This is a genomic window from Exiguobacterium sp. s143 (genome assembly GCF_018618895.1).
GTDB classification, from domain to species: domain Bacteria; phylum Bacillota; class Bacilli; order Exiguobacteriales; family Exiguobacteriaceae; genus Exiguobacterium_A; species Exiguobacterium_A abrahamii.
Map to the genome: position 1 here is coordinate 238,010 of NZ_JACSMX010000001.1, position 22,041 is coordinate 260,050.

The following is a 22,041-nucleotide window of genomic DNA, read 5'->3' on the forward strand; positions in this document are numbered from 1 at the left end:
GACTCGTTTTGCTTAGTAGTTCAATCTACTGAGCTGGCGGGTCTTCTTTTATCAAACGAGGTCTTAGCGCGTTCATCAAAGAGAAGTATGATAATATTCCGGACCGACGAGCTCGCGAATCGATAAGATTTGGCGATAAAGCGAGAGTATATCTACTAGATGCTCAGGAAAGTGGTCTCTTTAATCAACAAACGTTCAAGGTTATACATAATTATTGTGATTTTCCATTCAATTGTTAGAAGTTCGAGACGATATAAGGAATGAAGTTCACAAATGAACGAGGGAGAGAAGCATATGAAATGGTTCGCGAAATCAGCATCACCGTCCTTTGATGCGCGCATCGAAGGCGAACGCGCTCATGTCGTGTTGAATGTTCCGACATCCTTACATGAACAATTACGTTTAATCGGTCTAGAAGCAGTCGATTTACAAATTGTCCGGGTCATCCGCGAAGATGTATCCCGTTGGATGCCGAGCATGGTCGACGCGTTCTACGAGGAGCTGGTTCGTGTTCCGTCACTCCGGCATTTGATTGAACAGCATTCGACGCTCGAACGATTGAAAGGCACTCTCGCTCGGCACATCCTGCAAATGTTCGATGGTCAGGTGACAATGGACTATATCGAAGCCCGGCGCCGGATCGCCGAGCGACATGTTCAAATCGGGCTGCATAATAAATGGTATATCGCCGCCTTCCAAAAAGTCTGGAACGTCCTCAGTGAACAGATTGACGGCAGTGATTGGCCGGAAGCAGAACGTGTCCGGATCATGCGGGCAGCGGGGAAACTCTTCAACCTCGAGCAACAGATCGTCATGACGATGTATGAGGATCAAATCGATGAGGAACGCCAAGCGATCGCGACAGCCAAACGGCACGTCGGAGATGGCGTTCAAAAATCAACGGAAGAACTTGCTGCGATGAGTGAAGAGTCGTCAGCGAACTTCCAAGAGATTGAACGGCACGCCAAACACGTCTCGACGACGACAGACGCAATTTCAATCCAGTTGACGGAAGCGGTCAGTGAAGCAGAAGCAGGTGTCGTCCTCGTCGAAGAGGAGACACGTCGCTTTGAACATGTCGTTGCAGATTTATCACGGACGACCGAACAAGTCGCTGAACTGTCTCGTCTGTCGCAGGAAATCGAGCGAATCGCTGGGATGGTGACGACGATTTCTGATCAGACGAACCTTCTCAGCTTGAACGCCTCGATCGAAGCGGCGCGTGCCGGGGAGATGGGGCGCGGATTTACCGTCGTGGCGCAAGAAATTCGGAAACTCGCTGAAGAGAGTAAACAGTCGGCAGCCGAGACGTCGCGGATCGCCCAAGAAATCACGCAAAAGATGCTCGTCGTCTCAGAGCGGATGGGAACGACGGAGACGGCGGTTGTCCGAACGACGACGGAGATGCAACAAGTCGTCCGTGCCTTCTCACGTATTTCGGAACAGACGGATGCGGTCTCGCGGCAAATTCATGAACTATCGACCGATACGAAGGATGTCGCCGGGACGATCGAAGGTATGCGTAAGATTGCAGAAGCGATTGCTGAGACAGCGGATGACTTACAAGAAGTCGCAGCAACCTTATAAGTGATCCCTCCTTTCTACGGGAAAGGAGGATTTTTTTGTCGTTTTATGGAAAAATGTAAAGTGGAGGTGTGAAGGATTCATGATGAAAAGTCTTGGATTGATTTTTGTATGTATGATCGCTTTTGTAGGAAATTACGTGATAGCAGGTGACCTCGCTCCACGGGAGTTCTATGCCTTACTCGGTTTAATGGGTGTCGCTTTCTTGACCGGCGGGATTGAATGGTGGCAAATCCGGCGCGATTTACGTTATCGGGGAGTAGAAGAGGGGATATCCGTTCGCTTGGCAGATCGGGCGAGCCGAAAGACGAATACGGTCTTTCTCGCGCATGAACGATGGCTGACGTTCTCACGTCGATACGCCACGTGGTGGCAGGCAATCCTTGCGCGCTTCGAAAAGTTCGAATCATTTTTTCTCGACGTGACGTTCGAAGGAGACGGGGAACAATTACAAATTAAAGAGACGAGAACGGAGTGGCTACGCAATACGACACATTTCGTGATTCGCAAAGACGGACGCGATGTCGGAACGATTCGTAACGATGCGGCACTGCGTCAGCAACTGCAGCTGCAAGAAGTCTTACTCGTCTCGTATGCCGATCAGGAGTATCAGATTCGGTCCTCGACGCTTACGCGAAAAATCGGCGTCTATCAAAACGGGGATTGTATCGCGACGGGGTCACGACACGGGGCGCGACTCGTCTTTGATTGTGACACGAACGAACGTCTCTTAGCCGTCGCTAGTATGATCGTCTTTCGACTTGTTTATTCGAAGTGATTTTATTTCACTGACCGTACTATTGATTTAAAAATTTAAAGCACAAGAAGTAATAAGATAGGTCCGTTCCCCTAATGATTATATGAATACATACAAAAAAGGCGCGCTGGATCTCTACAGAAGAGAATCAGCACGCCTTTTCGTTAACCGGTCTTTCGGATCGATTCGAACAACCGTCCCTTATAGACGTCGGCAATCGTATTGAGGAACGTCTCGCTCAACTTTTTCGGGAAGAACGGTTTTGCATATACATAATGATATGCCTTCTTCAAATCATCCCATTGTGTACACGGTTCCGTTTGACGGAACCGTGCGACGTCGATGATCCGTGTTCCGTTAGCGGTCAAAAGGATATTGCGTAAATGGATGTCTGACGGGTTCAAACCGACGGATTGTGCTTGTGCTAAAGCCGTATCGACTGTCGTTAAGACGGATTCCGGGATGAACGTCCCGCTGACGAGACATTCGAATAACGTTTGACCTTCAATGTATTCAAGCACGATATAATCGGCACCGTATTCGTAGACTTGCGCATACGTCGGAAAATCAGTCAACTGTGCGTAGATGCTCCCTTCGAGATCAGCGAGCGATCGAAACGACGGGTAAAATTTCTTGATGACGCGATCCGTGCCGCGGATACGAAAGACGAACGCACTTCGTCCTGTCCCGATTAAGTCAAGTTCACTCGGAAGATGCTCGATCGTACAAACGAAGCCTGTTTCTTTCAATTGGATCAATTGCGCTAACTCAGCGTCAGTTTTCAATGGTGTCACTTCCTTTCCTCCTTCATTTCTTATACCCATTATACGCTCATCTGACAGGAAAAGTTTCAAAAATCGCTTGTGTGTGAAAGTTTTGAACATTATGTGATATGCTAAAAATGCTACACTGTTACATACTTTAAGGGGGTTTTTAATCATGTCAACGACACAACAATGGCGCGACCATTTTGATGGTCTTCGCGCATACGAAGAAGCCGTCGCATTACTTTACTGGGATATGCGGACATACATGCCGGATCAAGGCGCAGCGAACCGTTCCGCGTCGATCGGATTCCTCTCGACGGAGAGCTTCCGTCGCCGGACAGGCGAAACATACCAACAATTACTGGCAGCGATGGAGCAAGAGACGCTGACGGGTATCGAAGCGATCTCGTTCGCAAAAGCAAAAGAAGCATTCGATCGCGACTCGAAGATTCCAGAAGCCGAGTACCAAACATTCATCACGTTGATCTCTGAGGCAGAGAGCGTCTGGGAAAAGGCGAAGGACGCGAACGATTGGTCGATGTTCGAACCATACCTCGAGAAAATCGTCGCGATGGAGCGCCAGTTCGTCGAGTATTGGGGCTATGACGCGCACCCATATGACGCACTGCTCCATGATTATGAACCTGGGATGACGGTCGCGACACTCGACCCATTGTTCGCAGAACTCCGTCAAGCGATCATCGGTTTGCTCGGTCAGCTCGAAGGAAAAGACTTTCCGACGCTTGATTGGTCAGCGGACCGCGAGACACAGATCGCCTTGAACCAAGAGTGGCTCCGCGATATCGGCTATGACTTCACGTCTGGTCGCTTAGATGAGACGGTCCATCCGTTCCAGACGACGATCAACCGGAAGGACGCACGCATCACGACGAAATACGATGAGAACGACTACCGGAACTCTGTCTTCGGCACGATGCATGAAGCCGGACACGCGACGTATGAGCAAGGGATCGAACCGGAACTCGATTCACTCGGTCTTGGTAACGGGGCTTCGATGGGGATTCACGAATCACAATCACTGTTCTTTGAGAACTTCATCGGACGCAACCAAGGTTTCCTCGACGCACGTTATCATGGCTTACAACAAGCGATTCCGTCACTGGCTGACGTTCCGTTCGAACGCTTCTATGCCGCGGTCAATGAAGTCAAACCGTCACTGATTCGGATCGAAGCCGATGAATTGACGTATGCGCTTCATATCATCATCCGCTATGAGCTGGAAAAACGCTTGATGACGAAAGAGCTCGAAGTCAAGAATCTTCCGCAAGAATGGAACCGTCTCTATAAAGAGTATCTCGGTGTGGATGTGCCGAGTGACGCAAAAGGCGTCTTACAGGACGTCCATTGGTCAGGTGGCTCGTTCGGTTACTTCCCAAGTTACGCGCTCGGTCTCGTCTATGCGGCACAGCTCAACGAAGCGCTTCGTCGTGACGTCGATAACGTCGATGGTCTGATCGCGGCCGGAACACTCGCTCCAATCAAAGGCTGGCTAAAAGAGAACATCCACCGTCACGGGAAATCGAAGACACCGGCTGAACTGATCGAAGCAGCAACGGGTCAATCGATCTCGGTCGCACCACTCGTCAACTACTTGACGAAGAAATACACGCGTGTCGTCGAGGCACTCTGATGTTATGGTTCGCACACCGCGGCGTCAGTGACCGTTTTCCGGAGAACACGCTTGAAGCCATCGCTGCTGCGATTAAAGACGACGTCGATGGGGTCGAATTCGATGTCCATTTCTCAAAGGACGGTGTCGGTGTCATCATTCACGATGAGACCGTCAACCGGACGACGAACGGGAAGGGGCGCGTCATCGACATGACGGTTGCCGAACTGCAGGCGCTGGATGCTGGAGCACGATTCAAAGGGGAACCGATCAAGACGAAGATTCCGACGCTTGACGAAGTCCTCGCAATCCTTGCACCAGTGACCTTACGGCTCAACATCGAGCTGAAGACGGATACGATTCGCTATGACGGGCTTGAAGCATATGTCCTTGAACGCTGTGCATCGCACGGCATCGCGACCGACCGGCTGTTATTCAGTTCGTTCAACCATTATTCGGTTGCCTTGATTCGGAAGCTCGACCCAAGCGTTGAGACGGCGATTCTCTATCCGTATCCGATCTATCATCCGGAAGAACAAGCCCTCCGGATTGGTGCGACCGGTATCCATCCCGATTATCGACGGGTGACGGAAGCGGACGTCGCGTTCGCTCACGCGCAAGACGTCACGGTCCGGGTTTACACTCCGAAGACGGTCGAGGATGTCCGGCAGATGCAGCGGATCGGCGTCGACGCCGTCATCGTTAATGATCCAAAAGGGATGCGCGATACACTCGAAAGATGAGGAGGAGGAAGGGATGCGCAAGGAATACGTATTCGTCATCAGTTTGTCGCTCGTCGCTTTATTCGTCGGACTTCAGCTTGGCTTTGCCCGCTTGCCGGAACCAAAACCGAAGCAAGTGACGACGACACCGATGCGCCCTGCGGATTATCAGGCAGGACTTGCGTCAGCGAAACGGGAACTGAAGCAGATTCAGCGCTTCACCTTGAAAAGCACCCTTCCTGCGGATGGAACGACGGTGACCTGGATTTATGAGACCCCATCCGATGAACGAATTGCGGTCGATTGGTATTACGTCGAGAGTTATCCGGAAGAACAAGTCCAGATGACACGAAACGAGACATCCCGGATCATCTCGTACGAACGCTATTTAATCGTCATCCGACCGATTTACGGAACGGTCGTCGATAGTGAACTGGAACAGTTCGCTCTTCGCTTTACAGGTTACTTCACGACACAACAACAGGGGGAAAACGATGTCAGGTAAAATCATTCTCTTGATTGGTGGATCGGGCAGCGGAAAGTCCTCCCTGATCAAACGTCTGCGGACGGAATACGCGCACGTCCGGTTCATCCCGTCGGTGACGACCCGACCGAAACGACCGACGGAGATTGATGGAGCAAGCTATCATTTCGTCGACGTCAAGACGTTCCAACAATTGATCCAAGACGACGGCTTCATCGAATACGCCCACGTCCACCGGGCGTGGTACGGGACACCGCGTCAAGCGTATGTCGATGTCCTCGAACAGGATCAAATCGTCATTAAGGACATCGATCCGAAAGGGGCGGCGAACTTCAAGCGTTTGTTTGGCGACCAAGTGATCACGATTTTCGTCTCGGTCCCACCCGACTTGATGAAGGAACGACTGTTGATGCGCGGGGATACACCGGAGTTTGAAGCGCGACTCGTCGATTACGAGGAAGCGTGGAAAGACCGCGATCATTATGATTATATGATTGAAAACATCGATTTTGAGACAGCGTATGCCGATCTGCTTGAGATCATTGCTGGCTACATTCCACAGGCATGACGAAGAGGACGCAAGATGCGTCCTCTTTTTGATGTCAGAAAGGAGTCTTCATGCTACCTTTGCATCCCTTACTCACGCACGTTGAGAGCGAAAGACAGTTATCTGGTCGATCGCGCCAAGCCGTCTGGTCCATCAAGACGGCAACAGCGCACTACATCGTCAAGGTCGTGACGGATCCGTCTAGTCGTCAATTTGAACGAGAAGCCGCTTTAGCGATTCCAAAACAAGCGGGATTGTCTCATGCCTTACCGCTAGCGACCGGACGGACCGCAACGACCGCTTACGGCATCTATCCGTACCTACCCGGAAAAACCGTTCGAAGCGTGCTCGAGGAGTCACCGGAATTAGCACCCAGACTCGGTCAGGAGACAGGGCAAGCGTTGAGACGCATTCATGACGTCACCGCACCGAGCGAAATGACGTCTTGGAGCGAACGTTGCCAGGCGAAACATGACCGCTATCGCGCGGCGATTGATGGGTTGCTTGAGCCAACGTGGATCGAGCGTCTTGATCGATTCATTAGCGAGCGCATTCCGTTACTTCAGACACGTCCAAACCGGTTGCAACATGATGACGTTCATCTCGATAATCTCCTTGTCGAGGATGGGCATCTTTCCGCCTTCCTTGATTACGGGAACCATGATTATGGCGATCCGTGGCATGACTTCGTCAAATGTGGTCTGTTTCAGGTCGAGACGAGTCCGCTATTTGCCCGTCACATGATTGAAGGGTATTTCGAGAACGAAGTACCGTCCGACTTTTGGCGAATGTATAGTCTTTACATGGCGATGGTCGTCTTTTCAGCACTCGTCTGGGCGAAGCGGTTCGATGCAGATGGAATGCAAGCGATGCAACGACGTGTCCAGCGAATCATTCAGGATCATGCTGGTTTTCAGCGGGACATCCCGCTTTGGTATGAGACTTGAACAGCAAGGACAACAAAAACATGATGCGTTCGTCTCTCTTGACTGAGAAACGAACGCATCATGTTTGGTCTGAATCATATATTCGAAGCGATACTTACCACTCGAAGCCTTCTTCACTATACTTGCCGTTCGAATTGAAGAATCGTTCTTCTGTTTTACCGTTTACCGTACTCGTATAAATGACGTAGACGTCGAGATGATCATTCTGATCCGCCATCTTTTTAGCAGCTTTCTTAGCATCGGCTTCATTCGTATATGTCTCTGACTTGCTTGCCTTGCCGTGTTTTTCTTGCCCTTGTTCTTCGTAACCTTCTACTGTCCATACTTTTTTTGATGACATTCTTAACTTCCTTTCCTGCCAAAAGCGAGTCCGCTTGGCTGTTACATTATGCTGTGCAAAACGATCACTCGTCAACCGTTGCTGTTCATTCTTTGACGATCTCGTCCAAATGATCGGCATAATAACGGATTGCTCGGTCAAATGTCTGGATCGAGGCGTCCGACGACGTCGTAGCAAGACTCTTCAGCAACCGACCGACTGCCTGATCGGCTTGACCGAGATTGTACTCCGTCATTGCGAGGAAGGCTTGCAGGGCATGGGCGTCCGGAAACTCACGGAGCGCACGATGAAACACGTCTGACGCAACTTCGAACTGACCGATGACACGATATGTACTGCCGAGCCCGATATATGCCTGCAGACGGTCTTCGCCAGTAAGACCGAGCGCTAGTGCTTGTTCATAATAGGGAACAGCAGCATGTTCCTCACCGAGACTATCATGACACCACGCCATCTGATAGAGGACGGTCGGGTCGTTAGGTGCCGTCTCGACATACTGACGGACGACTGCCTTCGCTGCTTCATATTGCCCCGTCTGTCGTAACTGTTGCACCGATTCGAAATCAAACATCGCGTTTCCTCCTCATTTATAAACTAAAAAACGGACCCGGTCGTCCTGACCGGATCCGTTCGATTGAACAGCTTAGATTGTTTTTTCAAGCTTCGTTAAGAGCGTCCGGAACAGTTCGAGTTCCTGATCCGAGAAGTCCTCGAAGACGTCTGCGAGGTAATCCATCTTCATCGATTCGAGTTTTTCATAGAGCTCGATGCCTTTTGGAGTGGCGCGGAGTTCGACGACACGACGATCGAGTTCACTTCGCTCACGCGAGATCAACTCTTTTTTCGTCAATTCGTCTGCTAATGCCGTGATCATGCTCGCTGAGAATTGGAACTCCTGCGAGAGGGCAGAGGCGATTTGCGGACTGTTCGCACAAAGGGACTTCAAGATGAAGAATTCATTGCGTGTCAAGTACGTCGTGAACATGCTACGCACGTCCTTTTTGATCGCGCGGTAGTTCATCCGTAATCCTTTTTCTGTATCAACGATCAACTGATCGCGTTGTGCTACTTCTAGTGTAGTTGCCATGTATCGTTCACTCTTTCTATACCGTAGTTTCTTTCACTCGTGATTTAGTATAGTGAAAAATTTTAGTTTAATCAATATTTTTCTCTTGAATCATCTGTTTCGACGACGCGGGCGACTTGGGCGACGATCTCTTCTACGTTGCGCAGTTCTGGATAGAAGCGGCGGAAGAAGTAGTCGATCCGGTGTGTATCTTCGCCAGCAATCGTCAGTGCCATGCAGATATAGGCGATGCCGATTCCTTGACGGGGCAGGAACGGATTCGGCATGACCTTCGCACAGCGTAAGGCGAGCGGACTGTGGGTCGTGACGGCTTCAATCAATTCCCCGTATGTCCGGATATCGACATAATGGAACATCCGAATTAGTTCGTTGATCAATTGTTGATCGGAATCGAGCATCATTTGCGATGTAACGAGTCGTTTATCGAGCTCGTTGATGACCGGGGAGTGATCGATGAAGTAGTTCAAGTTATCTGCCGTGATCCGGACTTGATGTGGGTCAGACAAGATTTGTTGAACGGTCTCGTCTTCAAATTGTTTTAACTGTTTCTTGATGTTGACGAACTCCTGATCGGCGATCTCGAGTAATCCTGCCACCCGACTGAAGCTGCGCCGGACTTCTGCTGGGACACTGTTCGGATTTTTATATCCAAGATCATGTTCGATCTCCGCCCACGCGTGTTGCAGGATCGAGCGAATCTGGATCTCAGCCGTGTAGTCTTTAAAACGTCCATACTCGCTCAGGGCAAGCCGCTGATCGCTGAGTGAAGCGACGAAGTGGACCGAGAGATAACCGAATTCCGTCGTATCGAGCAACGTCGACTTATCGACCGATTGATCGCGATCGATCGCGAACTCATTCTCGATGATTCGTGCCGCTTCCCGGACGTCGTCATGGAAATAAGTGACGATCCGAATCCCGGTCAAGTCATGGACGTCCTTGAGTGAACGGTATTTGTTCGGTTGCCGTAAGACTTTTTGATACAGACTCTCGGAGTCCTTCGTCCGGGCGACGATCGAGTGGTATTTGATGCCTGCCGCGTCCAGCAACTCGGACAAGAGCATCTTCAACTTGTCGGCGTAGGCATCGTATTCTTCCTTATCGTTGACATATTCGAGCATCATCGTATTTAAATCTTGTGATTGCACCGTTTCGCACCTTCCTCATCCTGTAGTCATCTAGCCATATTGTAGCACTCTGCTTCGTTAAACGCACAGCAAGACCCTGTTTGAAGCAGTACGATTCGTGGGAAAAAGACAAGTAGTACGTGTCCGGGAGGAGATTAATCATGGAAATAGTGGATGCCCGTGCTTTACCCGCCGATCATATGGATGTTTTACATGTCACACCATCGTCGATCTATTTTCGACGTCGTCTTGATGACGCCCGTTACCACATCAGCCGGTATGATCTTGAAGATCAAGAACAGGTCGATCTAACGCCAGAAGCCTTGACGGATCACGGACCAACCCGACCGTTCGTGCGGCACGGAAGAGTCTATTGTTTGAATGAACATACGCAAGAACAGGGCGGGGAGACGGAAGTGCTCGTCATCGATCTCTTGTCCGGTAAACGGGAGCAGATTGCATCGTTTTATGTCGAAGGGGATTTGACGCTCTACTGGGTGCTCAATGAGAACTATCTCGTATTCTTACAGACGACGGATACGACGTCTGCGTTTCTGTATGACGTCAAGGATGAATCGCGGCAGACGATTCGCGATCCACGGCTCTACGGGATGACGGAGAATTACCGGGAACTCTATTTCTTTCTCGTCACGCTCGAAGACAAGGAGTACATCGTCTGTAATGCTCGGCTCGATGAGTTCTCGTTCTATGATGCCCTTGAAAGTGGTGTCATCTCACCAGAAGATCCGATCGACCACTCGGAAAGTCTGTTGATTGCCCCACTACCGACCTTGATCGAGGAGATCGAACAGGGTGTTGAGCACTTATCGTTCGCAACCTTGTTGAAGTTAGAAGGGGAAGGGGATACCGTTCAGTATCTCGGAGAACAGGAAGGGCATCTGATCTTTAGTGCCTATACTGACCGTCTAAACGAAGAAATCTTTTACCGGATTGATACGGAAGCGAGTGTCGAAGAGGTTGCCCGAATTCAGTGGAGTGACTATGAACCGCTCGACTTCACGTACGATGACGTCGAGTCGACGATCTTCATCGTCAATGACCGGTCTGAACACCATCATGAAGTGATCAACTTACGCAACGGTGCCCGATTCCTCGATAAGGAACCGTTCGAACGTGTCTTACGTGGACGCTTCTATTTACACGAAGCGATCGGAGACGACGCGGAACCGATGGTCACGGTTTACGACGCAGAACATAATGAACGCTACCGGTTCGAGGATGCCTATTATGTCACCGTGTCCGGGGAACTCGTCATCTTATCGGTCCATCAACTATAAAAAAGAGCGGTTGTTCTTTTCGTGAGAGCAACCGTTCATCATCAAGAATATAATTATTTCAACTACCGAAATTATTATAAAAAATAAAAACCAGCCGAGAGTAAACCTCAGGCTGGCTAGAAATGCTACACTTATTCTGCGTCAGTCGTACGTGTATAGACGTCGACTTGGATGTTTCCAGCAGTTGCACGTGAGTAAGGGCAGACCGTATGCGCAACTTTCGCAAGTTCAGCCGCCGCTTCTTCCGAGATCCCGCGGACGAGAACATCGAGTTCGACAGAGAGCATGAATCCGTCAGCTGCTTCGTTTAATGTTACGTGTGCTGTAACTTCACTTCCGTCGTGTTTGATGCCTTGTTTACGAGCAACGAGATTCAATGCAGAGTCGAAGCAAGCAGAATATCCTGCAGCAAAGAGTTGCTCTGGGTTTGTGGCTTGTTTTTTCGATCCTGGTACCGGCATTGCGAGGGCGACGTCAAGGATTCCGTCCTCCGATACGACGCGTCCGTCGCGACCTCCGACAGCTGTTGCAGATGATGTGAACATTGGTTTCATGTGTGTAACTCCCTTTCGTTGTTAGATTCAAATAAGTAGCTTACAATTAGATTGTATACAATTTAAATCAAAATGCAACTCGTTTGCTCACGATAGGAGGAATTTTTTTATGAACCCATTAGCGTTAGATGAACAACTCTGTTTTCCGTTTTATGCGATTTCGCGTGAGATCACGCGTCGTTATCGTCCGTTACTTGAACCACTTGGTCTGACGTATCCGCAATATCTCGTCATGCTCGTCGTCTGGGAGGAGGAGGGACAATCGCTGAAAGCCATCGGTGAACGGCTCCATCTTGATTCGGGAACGTTGACACCGTTACTGAAGAAACTCGAAGCAGCAGATCTGTTGCGACGCGTCCGTAAGCCGGAAGACGAACGGCACATCCAGATCTTTTTGACGGATGCCGGTCGTGCATTACGGAAACAAGCAGAGACCATTCCGCTTGATCTCGTCCGGACACTCGACGTCGACGAAGAAGACTTGCGCGTCGTCAAAGCGGCACTGAATCGTCTCGTCATGAAAATGAGCGACCCGGATTAACCGGATCGCTCATTGTCTTATTTACGGCGGAAACCTTCTTCTTCAAGATAGTTCGCTGCTTCCTTATACGAGTTGAATGCACCGTCTAAAAGATCACCAGCGTAGACGAGCCACGTGTCGATGTCTTCATTGAGCAACGTCAATTCAAACTGATTATCGTTGACCCATGTTTCTTCGAGTGTTTCGACCGATTGGACCGTCGAGAGTGCTTTGATTGCATCTTCTAATAAGAGAATTAAAGCAGGCTCTGAGAATTCACGGATGTTGACGAATCCTTTTTCGTCCGTTTCATAACCTGGTAGACCAGCGGCATAGACGAAGCCGTTCCCGTTCGGATGCAAATGATAGACGAGATTCTTCTTCTCATACTGACTGTCCGGGAATTGGAAATTGACGCGCTTCAGCGAGACATCTTTGCGGACGAGTTGTGGGAAGGTCTCGATAATTCGTAGTTTTTCTTCAAATGTTAACATGGTTCCTCCTTGGTGTTACAGTTCTTCACTTCTATATATGCGATGAAATCAAACAAAATGTCAACCGCTGTCTGAAACCAAGCGACGTTTTTAACCGTAAATGGAAACGAAAGGAAGTGTTTTTTGATGTCTACTGTACAATGGCATACATTGCCAGAACGATCGATTCGAGCAGAACGGCTCGGATTGTTGCCGTTACACGGCTTGATCGCCGTCATTTTGATCGGAACGACGATCACTCAAGTCATGTGGCTCGACCTGACACCCTGGTGGATGGGCATCGTCGGTCTGCTTTGGCTGATCTATTTCATTCCCCGTATCGTCTACATACCCGTTCTTCGCGTGAAGTATATGCGTTATCGTATCGATGAGGAATTTCTCGTCGTCCGCAACGGCATCTTCTTCCGCCGCGAAGTCACCGTGCCGCTCGTCAAGGTGCAACTGATTGACAGTCAAACGGGACCAATCCTGCGTCGCTATGATTTGATCACACTGGATATTCGAACGGCATCCGGATTCGTCACGTTGACACGACTCGATCGTGCGCAAGGAGACGCGCTACGCACACAAGTCGAACGCTTCGCGAAACTCGAGGAGCGGGAGGAGGAATCGTTATGACCCGGCGCGTCCACCCGCTGTTCATCGTGATGTCGAGTATCTCGATCATCCGCTCGCTCCTGATTCCGTTCGCTGCCTTGATTTTAAATGCGATCCGAAAAGGTGAGATCAACACCTATACGTGGATCGGGATCAGTATCGGGATTGTGTTCGTCCTCTTATACGGGATCGCCTCCTGGTATTTCTATACGTTCACGATTGATGCCGAGACGATTCGGGTCCGCAAAGGGATTTTCCAAAAAAGTGAACGGACGACGCAACGTAAACGGATCGAGTCGATCGGTATCCAGCAAAACGTCATCGAACGACTGTTGCGTCTTGCGACGTTGACCGTCGAGACGTCGTCCGAGAGCGGAACACCGGAAGTCGAACTAAAAGGGATCCGTCTTGATTTTGCGAAAGAACTGAAGTCGTCGATCAAAAATGAGGGACAGCTCGTCGTCGAAGAACAGCAGGCGGAAGTCGCCTATACGATCCCTGTCCGCGATTTGGCATTAGCCGGTGCCTTGTCAGGACGCGTCGGACTGGCGCTCGTCGGGATCGGAACCGCCTATCAATTCATCGATCAGTTCATTGAACGTTATGTCGATCGACTGTTCTCGGAGCTCGCGCATTTATCACTGTTCGTCTTGACGGGACTTGGCGTAATCGTCTTACTCGTCATCTATATCGGCTCGATCATCGTCTATATCTTGAAGTACGGTTCGTACCGTGCCGTCTTGCAACACAACCGATTGTTGATCGGATACGGGATGTTGAACCGGACCGAGGTCGCGTTTCATGCCGACAAGATTCAAGCCCTCGTCATTCAGGAAAGCTGGATTCAGCGGTTGATTGGACGGGCTAGCCTGTCCTTGCACATCATCTCGGCGACTGGAGAAAAGGAGCGACTGTTGCTCCATCCGTTCATCCGGACGAACGAGATTGATCCGTTCCTAGCGACGTATCTACCGCGCTTTCGTCAGTTCCACCCGCAGCACGAAGTCGCACCGATCGGCTTTCGTTACCGGGTTCGTTGGCCGTTACTCGGTTATGCGCTGTTATTTACGGCACTAAGCAGTGTCGTCATCATCGTCCTTGATTCTTCCTGGCGCTTCTTAATCTTGCTTCTATTCATCTGGTTACCGTTCTATTACTTCGCTGTGCGTAGCGGTTACCGAAAGACCCGTTTCGGCACCGGACATGATCTCTTGATGTTACGCAAACAATGGGTCCAAAAAGAGACCGTCTATACGCCACGACTGAAGATCGAGGAATTGACCTGGTCCGTCTCCCGTTGGCTCGAAGCAAAGGAGATTGCCCGGATCGAAATTCAATTACGAGGCAATACTGCCTTTAACGCGCTCTATTTTGAACGAACGGATATCGATACCTTACAGCGCTGGTATAAACAATCGTTCCTTTCGACCCCGTTAGCAGGGGAAGTGAAAACTGACGACGAATAAGGAAAGACTCACTGTCGGAAAGGAAGCGAAGCACATGCGCAAATGGGGAATCGGCATCGTGTTGCTCGTCACGTGTCTGCTATTGTTCATCGTCTATGATGGATACCGGATGCAAGAAACATTGATCGGTCAGTCGGACGCTTCTCCGATTCTGAAGACGACGAGAACGGACGGACAGGTGACGAAAGACGAGACATGGTTCAAACAAACAAGCGAGACACAGCAATGGTCGAAGGACGGGCTCGTCCGCTTCGGTCGTTATCTACCGGTTGACGGTAGCAAACAGACAGTCCTCCTCGTCCCGGATGAGATGATGTTTTCACAGACCGGTGTTTATGCGCTTGCCCGTTATTACCATGAGGCTAATTTCAATGTCTTACTCATCGAACGGCGTGGGCAGGATCGAAGCGGTGGCGTCCGGAACTACGGTTGGCTCGATCGACTGGATGTCTTGGAATGGACGAAACGCCTGCTTGCTGAAAACGGAGACGATACACGGATCGTCTATCACGGACTCGGTGTCGGCGCAGCGACCGTCTTACTCGCTTCTGGCGAGACCGTACCGACACAAGTCCGGGCGATCGTCGCTGAAGGAGCTTACGCCCGACTCGACGACTGGTTCAGTCTACTCGCGGACGAACAGATCCGTTACCCGGCACTGCCGTCTCTGACGGTCGCGAGCATGTGGAACAAAGGCGAGCAGGATTTCTTTTATGGCGACGTCTCGGTGACGCGCCAAGCAACGAAGAGTCGGGTTCCGACGATGTTTATCCACGGACTGAAGGACGATCTCGTCCCGGTTCGGATGATGTATGAACTGTATCAAGCAAAAACGGGATTAAAACAATTGTATCCGGTTCGCGATGCCGGTCATGACGAGACGTATACGATGGACCCGGACAACTACGAAAAACGATTACGCTTATTCCTGCAACCGTACTTGCGGGAGATGTAAAGAAGGGAAGACTGATGCATGCAGACGACACAATCATCCTACTACTGGGTCGGATTCGACGAACCATTCGTTGACACGAAGCAGATTGACCAGATTGGTCGGGTGACGCTCGGTCGATTCGGAGGCTGCTCAAGAAGCGGTCAATATAAAAACGAAGACGGGGCTGCCATCTTGATCGGCGACGATTGGGAGATGACCGTCGTCTTAGACGCTCATAAGACAGCGGATAGTGCAGTACTTGTCTTACAGCAGTTAGCACAACACGAGTCGCGCATTCGGACTGATCTTGATGCCCCACTTACGGACGCATTCCAACGAATCGAGACGACCGTGCTGGATCTATTTCAAGATCCGGACTTTTTAGCGGCGTGTGCGACGTTGCAAGGGGAAACAGCGTGTCTGATTGCCGTCCGGAAAGGGCGTTTCATCTGGTGGTTCTCGGTCGGTGACGTCGTCTTGTATCTGTTTCACCCGGAGCTGATGAAGATGGGACAAGCCGCCTTGAATGAGCGGCAGTTCTATGAATGGATTGGACGCGCGAACACGTTTGCGTTACCGGTCCCGAGTTACGCGCGTGGGATCCGCGAATTGCGTCAAGGCGAGAATCAGTTGTTCGTGACGACGGATGGTTTGCTTGAGTGCCCGGGAACCCCATATGCTGACGCGATGCAGATCGAGGACACTTTACGATCAGGTGGTGTCAAAGAACTTCTCTCGACGATCGAGGCACAGGGTGTTCGTGACAGTACGACGGTCGTTACATGGACCGTAACGATTGACGAACGCGTCACCCAACCTAGTGATACATGAAATAACCCGCGCTCCTGCTTGAGCGCGGGTTATTGTTATTCTGTTTCAGGCGTTTGTTCCTGTTGCTGATCGAGTTCGACCGGTTCTTGGTCCACAGGTGGCTTCGCTTCAGCCAACGGGAAGGCGATGCCCGCACTTGTCAGCAAGGTGATCAAGGCGGCGCTCGTCAATGTTTGACGCATGGTCCGACACGTCCTTTCTGTCTGATTCCGACACTATATTTTAATAATTCTGAACATTCTTCATCGTTTCGTCAAGCAATCTTTTACTTCCACTACGTATTTTTCCCAAAAACCCAGTATACTTAAACATGAAAAAGGGGGAAATCGATTGAAATTAACGAAAGCCAACACACGTCTATTAGAAACCGTTTTACCACGCTTGAATCTGAATGTCGCAGAACCGGACCGGACGGAGATTGAAGACCGTCTGCGGGCAGATATCTATGAAGCCCAGCGGAAACAACGACCGTTCGAAGAGATTCACGGTCTATCGGTCGAAGCACGCCTCGATCAGATGATCGCTGAATTACCACAACGACACCGGATGGAGACACAAAAACGCTGGACGCGAAACTATGTCTCGTCGATCCTGATGTTCATCTTCATCGAAGGGATCGATGGATTGTTCCAATTCGCTTTGATTGACTACTTATTCTTCTCGATCATCGCTCTATTCTTGATCGATGCGATGTCACAAGTCATCACGGCACCGAAGCTTAAACAAGTCAAACCGCGGGTGTGGATTCAATTCGTCATCAGCTTCATTTTGTTTTCAACCTACAAGGCACTGCTCGTGACGGTCTTCCCGGCACCAGACGTCTTGATTCAAGTCAGCGGAACGCCGTCTTATATCATCGGCATCGCGGGACTCGTTGGTCTCTACATCTACTGGTCAAAGAATCCGTTACGAAAGCGCGGCGCATAATTCGCGAGAGGAGAGGATTGCGTGGAGTTCACACATTGGAAACGACGGCTGCAAGATCATTTCGAACGAATGGGCTTTTCCCTACTGACAGAACGATTAGCATCGCAAGATATGGTCAAGCTCGAAGCGACACATGGTGCCTTCCTGTTCTTTCCGGTGACAATCCATCTGTATGAGCGGTCCGGCTGGAAGATGGTCGCCTTTGAAGCAGAGACGGAGGAGGAGCCACAACTCGTCGAGCAGCAGATTGCGTCGTTGTTCCAACTCTTGATGGTGACCTTTCAGGAAGAAGAGCGCGAGTTCCTGCTCGGATTTCATGCGAATACCGGTCGTTACCTGACGGACCGTAATGCACCCGTCGGACGGCTCGTCCGTCTGATCGAAGAGTGCTGGTATGACGGTGACGTCCTGCGAGTCGACACATTCGATCCGTTTCCGGGACTGTTCGTCGCACCACCTTTTGCCCATCAAAGTTATGCCTTCATGCCGGAAGAACGGACGTGGCGCTTATCTGTCGGGCGTACTGGACGTCCGGCGAACGATTATCGTTTCGACGGAACGATTTTGTCCCCACACCGCTTACCGGAGTCGGAATTATTCACCGTGACACCAAAGTCGGTATCGTTAGAAGACGATAACGCGATCCGGACCTTACTGGAAACAGAACGACAGACGATCACTAAGTTCCATGATCGCGCCATGGCGACGATTCGGGCGTACGATCCATCATTTGGTTTTGCTTGGCGCGGGACGCAGACATTTTTCCACGGTGTTCCGGTCAATCCATTCGCACAGCGCTTGTGGCTCGAGAACGGCGTGACGCGATACCGGATTCTACAACAAGGATCGACGCGATTGCTTGCTTCCGGTGAGACTTGTGACGCTGTCATCGAAATGCTCGATGATGCCGTCAGCAGTGAAGAACCGGATGGTCAATCTGTCAGTCCGATTGGTCAACTGATCCTCGGGATTTGGCAACAGATCGAGTCGGACGAAGCAACGTATATCACGAACGTCGATTGCCGCGGCATCTCGCGTACACAAGCCGATAACCGGATCCGCCACGCGCTAGCAAGGCAAGAGACGATCGAGTGGGTGCACCGGGCACCGAACGAAGATGATATTTGTCGCTTTGCCGGTCTGACGTTGACCTTCCCGCATCGTCCACCGGGTGTCATCACGATTGAACGAACGGAAGCAGAATAACACGAACAGGCACGTCCGCGAGTAAGCAGACGTGCCTGTTCGTTTTTTTAGTGCGCGTGCTGTGACAATCGATTAAAGACGACGGACAGACTGTAATAGATCATTGCTGTCAGAGCAGCGATTGTAAAAGAAAGTGGCAGATCAAATGCGTCCTTCGTCGTCAATACGATGAGAAGACTCGCAATCACTATACCGTACACTCCGTAACCGAAGACTGTCGGCACATACGCTAATGTCGTCGATGACCGGTTGATGATCATGCCGATAAGGAAGTCGAGTAAGAAGCCGGACAGCAAGATGATCGGCAAGGCGAATAAGACGTATGACAAAAATGTTGAACCGAATGAATCATACATCGTATCCGATGTCCGATCTCGGAGCGGTGTATAGGATATGTATGCTAGGACGGTGCAAACGAGCGTGGTAGTCAAGATGACGGCAAGTAATCGTTTCAACATCAAGGTTCCTCCTTTATTTTCCTTTTTGAGTATACCAATCTACATCAAAAAACACACCCTCCTGGAGGATGTGTCAAATGATCTATATTCCGAGTGACGCGATCAACCGTCGCACGTCCTGATCCGCTTGTTTAGGTGTTAAAATCAACAGTTGATCGTCTACGAGGACACGTGTTTGACCACGCGGCGTCAGGATTTCATCTTCACGAATGATCGCAACGACGAGCACATCCTGGGGCATCTCGATATCCTGTAACGTTCTTCCGGCAATCACACTGTTTGTCGAGACCCTGACCTCGATGATCTCCGCTTGCGGATGGGTGACGGTCATGAATTTCAGGAATGGTTCGACCGTCGTGTCGCGCTGTGTCTCAAGCCCCATCCGCCGGACGATCCACGGCAATGCCGTCCCTTGTAAAAGAGCAGACGTCATAACGGTGAAGAAGACGATATTGAAAAGAAGCGGCGCTTCAGAAAGACCACTTGAAAGCGGATAGGTCGCGAGAATGATCGGAACGGCTCCACGTAGACCAGCTGCCGTGATGACACTCTGTTCTTTGACCGTGTACCGAAACGGAAGCAGCGATAAGACGACAGCAAGTGGACGAGCGAGCAGGATCAACGTCAAGACGATGACGGCCGAGACGAACAAGGTCCGAGGATCGAGCAATTGTTTCGGGAAGACGAGCAATCCGAGCATGATGAACATGCCGATTTCTGCTAAATGTGACAAGCTACCACTAAATCGTTTGAGCGTCTCGCGGTAGATCATATCATGATTGTTGATCCAGATTCCGGTCAAATAGACGGCGAGAAACCCACTGGCGTGCAAAATCGTCGCGAGACCATACGAGAAGAGCGCCCCACTGAACAGGAGCGTCGGATAAAGGGCGGACGATGGCAACTCAATCCGGTTCAGCAGTTGCGTGACGAGATACCCGATTGCAAGACCAACTAGTGTCCCAAGTCCCATCTCGTAGATGAAGGACAGAATACCCGCACCGATCGAGAACGATTCCGGCGCTAACGCAAACGACGTGAACAAAATCGTCAGGAAGACGGCCATCGGATCATTCGTTCCGGACTCCGCCTCGAGCGTATGTTTGACTTTTGCGTCGACCGGTCGTCCACTGAGCAGGGAAAAGACAGCGGCCGCATCGGTCGAGCCGACGAGCGCGCCGATCAATAACGCGACCGGCCAAGAAAAATCAAGTAATAGATACGCAACGATGGCAATGATCCCGGTCGTTGCAAGGACCCCGACAGTCGCAAGTGACAGGGCAGCGGGGAGAATTTTCCGGAAGTGTACCCATTTCGTATGCAAGCCACCGTCAAACAGAATCAGAACGAGCGCCATCGTCCCAAAAAGACGAGCTTGCTCGAAATCACCAAAGTTGATGATTCCTGTGACATCTGACCCTGCCACGATCCCGACGACGACGAACAGGATCAACGTCGGTACATTTAACCGGACGGCAAACTTCGTCGTGATGATCGCAATCAATAGTAACGTTCCTGCGACGAATAAGATCGTCCCTTCTTCCATCCGACCACCTCTTTCGTGATAACATGTTCTCCTTTTAGTATACGTTACTTTTTGAAAATTTCGAAAAATAACGTCAAAACGAGGTGTACAAACGAAAAGAAAAAGGAAAACTAGAAACAGAACTATTTGCGTTCAATACGGAACACAAGGAGGAAAAGGGATGAACATCTGTATCGTCACGGGTGCCAACTCCGGCATGGGGATGGTCACGATTCAAGAATTATTGGAACGAGGAGATCGGGTCATCGCTACCGTCCGTTCGCAGAAAAAAGCGACGGCACTCGTACAACTACTGCGAGAACATGGTGTATCGCATACGCACCTGGAAATCGAGATCGTTCAACTCGATCAACTGGACTCCGTCCGTCGCTTCGCGGATCGTCTGTTTGATTTAGTCGGTCGGATCGACCGCTTAATTTTAAACGCCGGTGTCATGGTACCGCCGTATCATGTCACGAAGGACGGCTTCGAATCACAATTTCAAGTCAACTACTTGAGTCATTTCTATTTGATCGAGCGCTTATTGCCGTTACTTGAGAAAGGGAACGATCCGCGCGTCATCTCGATTTCGTCGCTCGCCGGTGAAGGCGGCTTGATTCGGACCGACGTCGAACTCGAAGCGATCGCCCACGTCAAAAAAGAACACTATAGCCCGATGCGTTCCTACCGCGAATCAAAGCTCCTGCAAATGATTCATATGCGTGAACTGGCTGAAAAGCACGGCGACCGGATCACGTTCGTCAGCGTCCACCCGGGGATCGTCAATACGGATCTGTTCTATCGCGGCAAGTACGGCAAAGTGATGAAGACGTTACTCAAACCGGTCGCGCAAGTCGGATACTGGACCGGAAAACTCTATACACCAGAATACGGCGCGAAGACGGCACTCTATCTCGCAACGACCGACGATCCGCTCGATAACGGCGGCTACTATGCAGATTCCGCTCCACGACTCAGTAATCCGATCGTCGAAGACGACGAGTACCGGGCGCAAGCACGGAATTTGTCGCGTCGCTGGGTTGAACTCGCCTGAACGACAAAAAACGACCGGCTCGTGGGAAGCCGGTCGTTTATCCGTTGTGACGACTGGGGGTCAGATCACTCCTAAAGGATACGTTACATTGAAATAAAATTGTGGAATATGAAAAAAATCACAAAATAATGGGCAAACGTGAAATCTTGAAGCAAAAAGGTTTTCTTCTCGCTGTACATTCGTTA

At 50.5% G+C, this 22,041-nt stretch carries 26 protein-coding genes; 16 read left to right on the forward strand and 10 right to left on the reverse strand.

Translation table 11 applies throughout. From position 1 onward, the window contains the following. The first annotated feature begins 294 nt into the window (after positions 1-294). Both KNQ03_RS01385 and KNQ03_RS01390 read left to right on the forward strand, forming a co-directional pair. Positions 295-1,587 (forward strand): globin-coupled sensor protein, encoded by a 1,293-nt coding sequence (locus KNQ03_RS01385; protein WP_064300965.1) that lies wholly within the window; start codon positions 295-297, stop codon positions 1,585-1,587. A 112-nt stretch (positions 1,588-1,699) separates the two neighbouring features. Beyond that, positions 1,700-2,362 carry a hypothetical protein gene (locus tag KNQ03_RS01390; RefSeq protein ID WP_167507565.1) on the forward strand — a complete coding sequence of 221 codons (663 nt, stop codon included), beginning with the start codon at positions 1,700-1,702 and terminating at the stop codon, positions 2,360-2,362. 143 nt (positions 2,363-2,505) lie between these two features. Here the strand turns inward: KNQ03_RS01390 and KNQ03_RS01395 are convergent, their stop codons facing one another. Beyond that, complete coding sequence (locus KNQ03_RS01395) at positions 2,506-3,135, reverse strand: serine/threonine protein kinase (RefSeq protein ID WP_371743231.1); 630 nt, start codon at positions 3,133-3,135, stop codon at positions 2,506-2,508. Positions 3,136-3,280: 145 nt separating this feature from the next. On the opposite strand from KNQ03_RS01395, the gene KNQ03_RS01400 reads away from it, so the two are divergent. From KNQ03_RS01400 to KNQ03_RS01420, 5 genes are read left to right on the forward strand one after another with little or no spacing between them, the layout of a single operon-like run. Beyond that, positions 3,281-4,759, forward strand: coding sequence for a carboxypeptidase M32 (locus tag KNQ03_RS01400; RefSeq protein WP_214723176.1), 1,479 nt, complete (start codon positions 3,281-3,283; stop codon positions 4,757-4,759). Then, positions 4,759-5,481 (forward strand): glycerophosphodiester phosphodiesterase, encoded by a 723-nt coding sequence (locus KNQ03_RS01405; protein WP_251140221.1) that lies wholly within the window; start codon positions 4,759-4,761, stop codon positions 5,479-5,481. Before KNQ03_RS01400 ends, KNQ03_RS01405 begins: the two co-directional genes overlap by 1 nt. A 13-nt stretch (positions 5,482-5,494) precedes the next feature. Further along, a complete protein-coding gene (locus KNQ03_RS01410) occupies positions 5,495-5,965 on the forward strand; it encodes a hypothetical protein (protein ID WP_023468285.1) in 471 nt (156 codons plus the stop codon). Then, complete coding sequence (locus tag KNQ03_RS01415; RefSeq protein ID WP_029341679.1) at positions 5,955-6,512, forward strand: guanylate kinase; 558 nt, start codon at positions 5,955-5,957, stop codon at positions 6,510-6,512. The genes KNQ03_RS01410 and KNQ03_RS01415 overlap by 11 nt, the downstream gene beginning before the upstream one ends. A gap of 50 nt (positions 6,513-6,562) precedes the next feature. Continuing rightward, entirely contained in the window at positions 6,563-7,438 is an 876-nt protein-coding gene (locus tag KNQ03_RS01420; protein WP_214723178.1) for a phosphotransferase family protein, read from the forward strand. Positions 7,439-7,532: 94 nt separating this feature from the next. Here KNQ03_RS01420 and KNQ03_RS01425 read toward each other — a convergent pair whose 3' ends face one another. From KNQ03_RS01425 to KNQ03_RS01440, 4 genes are all read right to left on the reverse strand, one after another. Then, on the reverse strand, positions 7,533-7,778 hold the full coding sequence (locus tag KNQ03_RS01425) for a hypothetical protein (RefSeq protein WP_023468288.1): 246 nt from the start codon (positions 7,776-7,778) through the stop codon (positions 7,533-7,535). Positions 7,779-7,863: 85 nt separating this feature from the next. Next, positions 7,864-8,349, reverse strand: coding sequence for a tetratricopeptide repeat protein (locus KNQ03_RS01430; protein WP_214723180.1), 486 nt, complete (start codon positions 8,347-8,349; stop codon positions 7,864-7,866). Between the two features lie 72 nt (positions 8,350-8,421). Beyond that, positions 8,422-8,865: a MarR family winged helix-turn-helix transcriptional regulator gene (locus tag KNQ03_RS01435; protein ID WP_023468290.1), complete on the reverse strand. Its 444-nt coding sequence runs from the start codon at positions 8,863-8,865 to the stop codon at positions 8,422-8,424. Positions 8,866-8,936: 71 nt separating this feature from the next. Further along, entirely contained in the window at positions 8,937-10,013 is a 1,077-nt protein-coding gene (locus KNQ03_RS01440; protein ID WP_231681756.1) for a GTP pyrophosphokinase, read from the reverse strand. 140 nt (positions 10,014-10,153) lie between these two features. Between KNQ03_RS01440 and KNQ03_RS01445 the strand changes: the two genes are divergently transcribed. Then, positions 10,154-11,290 (forward strand): Six-bladed beta-propeller, TolB-like protein, encoded by a 1,137-nt coding sequence (locus tag KNQ03_RS01445; protein WP_149427355.1) that lies wholly within the window; start codon positions 10,154-10,156, stop codon positions 11,288-11,290. Between the two features lie 131 nt (positions 11,291-11,421). Here the strand turns inward: KNQ03_RS01445 and KNQ03_RS01450 are convergent, their stop codons facing one another. Beyond that, positions 11,422-11,844: an organic hydroperoxide resistance protein gene (locus KNQ03_RS01450; RefSeq protein ID WP_029341685.1), complete on the reverse strand. Its 423-nt coding sequence runs from the start codon at positions 11,842-11,844 to the stop codon at positions 11,422-11,424. Between the two features lie 109 nt (positions 11,845-11,953). Here KNQ03_RS01450 and KNQ03_RS01455 point away from each other — a divergent pair, with 109 nt between their 5' ends. Continuing rightward, positions 11,954-12,385: a MarR family winged helix-turn-helix transcriptional regulator gene (locus tag KNQ03_RS01455; RefSeq protein WP_069940681.1), complete on the forward strand. Its 432-nt coding sequence runs from the start codon at positions 11,954-11,956 to the stop codon at positions 12,383-12,385. Positions 12,386-12,402: 17 nt separating this feature from the next. On the opposite strand, the gene KNQ03_RS01460 is transcribed toward KNQ03_RS01455, so the two are convergent. Next, on the reverse strand, positions 12,403-12,858 hold the full coding sequence (locus KNQ03_RS01460) for a hypothetical protein (RefSeq protein WP_023468294.1): 456 nt from the start codon (positions 12,856-12,858) through the stop codon (positions 12,403-12,405). 126 nt (positions 12,859-12,984) lie between these two features. Between KNQ03_RS01460 and KNQ03_RS01465 the strand changes: the two genes are divergently transcribed. Genes KNQ03_RS01465 through KNQ03_RS01480 form a run of 4 tightly spaced genes read left to right on the forward strand, consistent with a single transcriptional unit; the run spans position 12,985 to position 16,686 of the window. Next, positions 12,985-13,476: a PH domain-containing protein gene (locus tag KNQ03_RS01465; protein ID WP_064300972.1), complete on the forward strand. Its 492-nt coding sequence runs from the start codon at positions 12,985-12,987 to the stop codon at positions 13,474-13,476. Beyond that, positions 13,473-14,921 carry a PH domain-containing protein gene (locus tag KNQ03_RS01470; protein WP_214723182.1) on the forward strand — a complete coding sequence of 483 codons (1,449 nt, stop codon included), beginning with the start codon at positions 13,473-13,475 and terminating at the stop codon, positions 14,919-14,921. Before KNQ03_RS01465 ends, KNQ03_RS01470 begins: the two co-directional genes overlap by 4 nt. 34 nt (positions 14,922-14,955) lie before the next feature. Next, the gene (locus KNQ03_RS01475; RefSeq protein WP_214723184.1) at positions 14,956-15,876 is read left to right on the forward strand and encodes an alpha/beta hydrolase; all 921 of its coding nucleotides are present in this window, start codon (positions 14,956-14,958) and stop codon (positions 15,874-15,876) included. Between the two features lie 18 nt (positions 15,877-15,894). Continuing rightward, entirely contained in the window at positions 15,895-16,686 is a 792-nt protein-coding gene (locus KNQ03_RS01480) for a PP2C family serine/threonine-protein phosphatase (protein ID WP_214723186.1), read from the forward strand. Positions 16,687-16,721: 35 nt separating this feature from the next. Here the strand turns inward: KNQ03_RS01480 and KNQ03_RS01485 are convergent, their stop codons facing one another. Continuing rightward, positions 16,722-16,868: a hypothetical protein gene (locus KNQ03_RS01485; RefSeq protein WP_023468299.1), complete on the reverse strand. Its 147-nt coding sequence runs from the start codon at positions 16,866-16,868 to the stop codon at positions 16,722-16,724. A gap of 148 nt (positions 16,869-17,016) precedes the next feature. On the opposite strand from KNQ03_RS01485, the gene KNQ03_RS01490 reads away from it, so the two are divergent. Together KNQ03_RS01490 and KNQ03_RS01495 are read left to right on the forward strand one after the other, a co-directional pair. Next, a complete protein-coding gene (locus tag KNQ03_RS01490) occupies positions 17,017-17,613 on the forward strand; it encodes a DUF1129 family protein (protein WP_029341691.1) in 597 nt (198 codons plus the stop codon). A 21-nt stretch (positions 17,614-17,634) separates the two neighbouring features. Continuing rightward, a complete protein-coding gene (locus KNQ03_RS01495) occupies positions 17,635-18,819 on the forward strand; it encodes a hypothetical protein (protein WP_214723187.1) in 1,185 nt (394 codons plus the stop codon). A gap of 47 nt (positions 18,820-18,866) precedes the next feature. On the opposite strand, the gene KNQ03_RS01500 is transcribed toward KNQ03_RS01495, so the two are convergent. Both KNQ03_RS01500 and KNQ03_RS01505 read right to left on the reverse strand, forming a co-directional pair. After that, positions 18,867-19,277, reverse strand: coding sequence for a hypothetical protein (locus tag KNQ03_RS01500; protein WP_214723189.1), 411 nt, complete (start codon positions 19,275-19,277; stop codon positions 18,867-18,869). Positions 19,278-19,359: 82 nt separating this feature from the next. After that, entirely contained in the window at positions 19,360-20,823 is a 1,464-nt protein-coding gene (locus KNQ03_RS01505) for a potassium/proton antiporter (RefSeq protein WP_214723191.1), read from the reverse strand. A gap of 160 nt (positions 20,824-20,983) precedes the next feature. On the opposite strand from KNQ03_RS01505, the gene KNQ03_RS01510 reads away from it, so the two are divergent. Then, positions 20,984-21,856, forward strand: coding sequence for an SDR family NAD(P)-dependent oxidoreductase (locus tag KNQ03_RS01510; RefSeq protein WP_023468304.1), 873 nt, complete (start codon positions 20,984-20,986; stop codon positions 21,854-21,856). Positions 21,857-22,041: the final 185 nt, after the last annotated feature.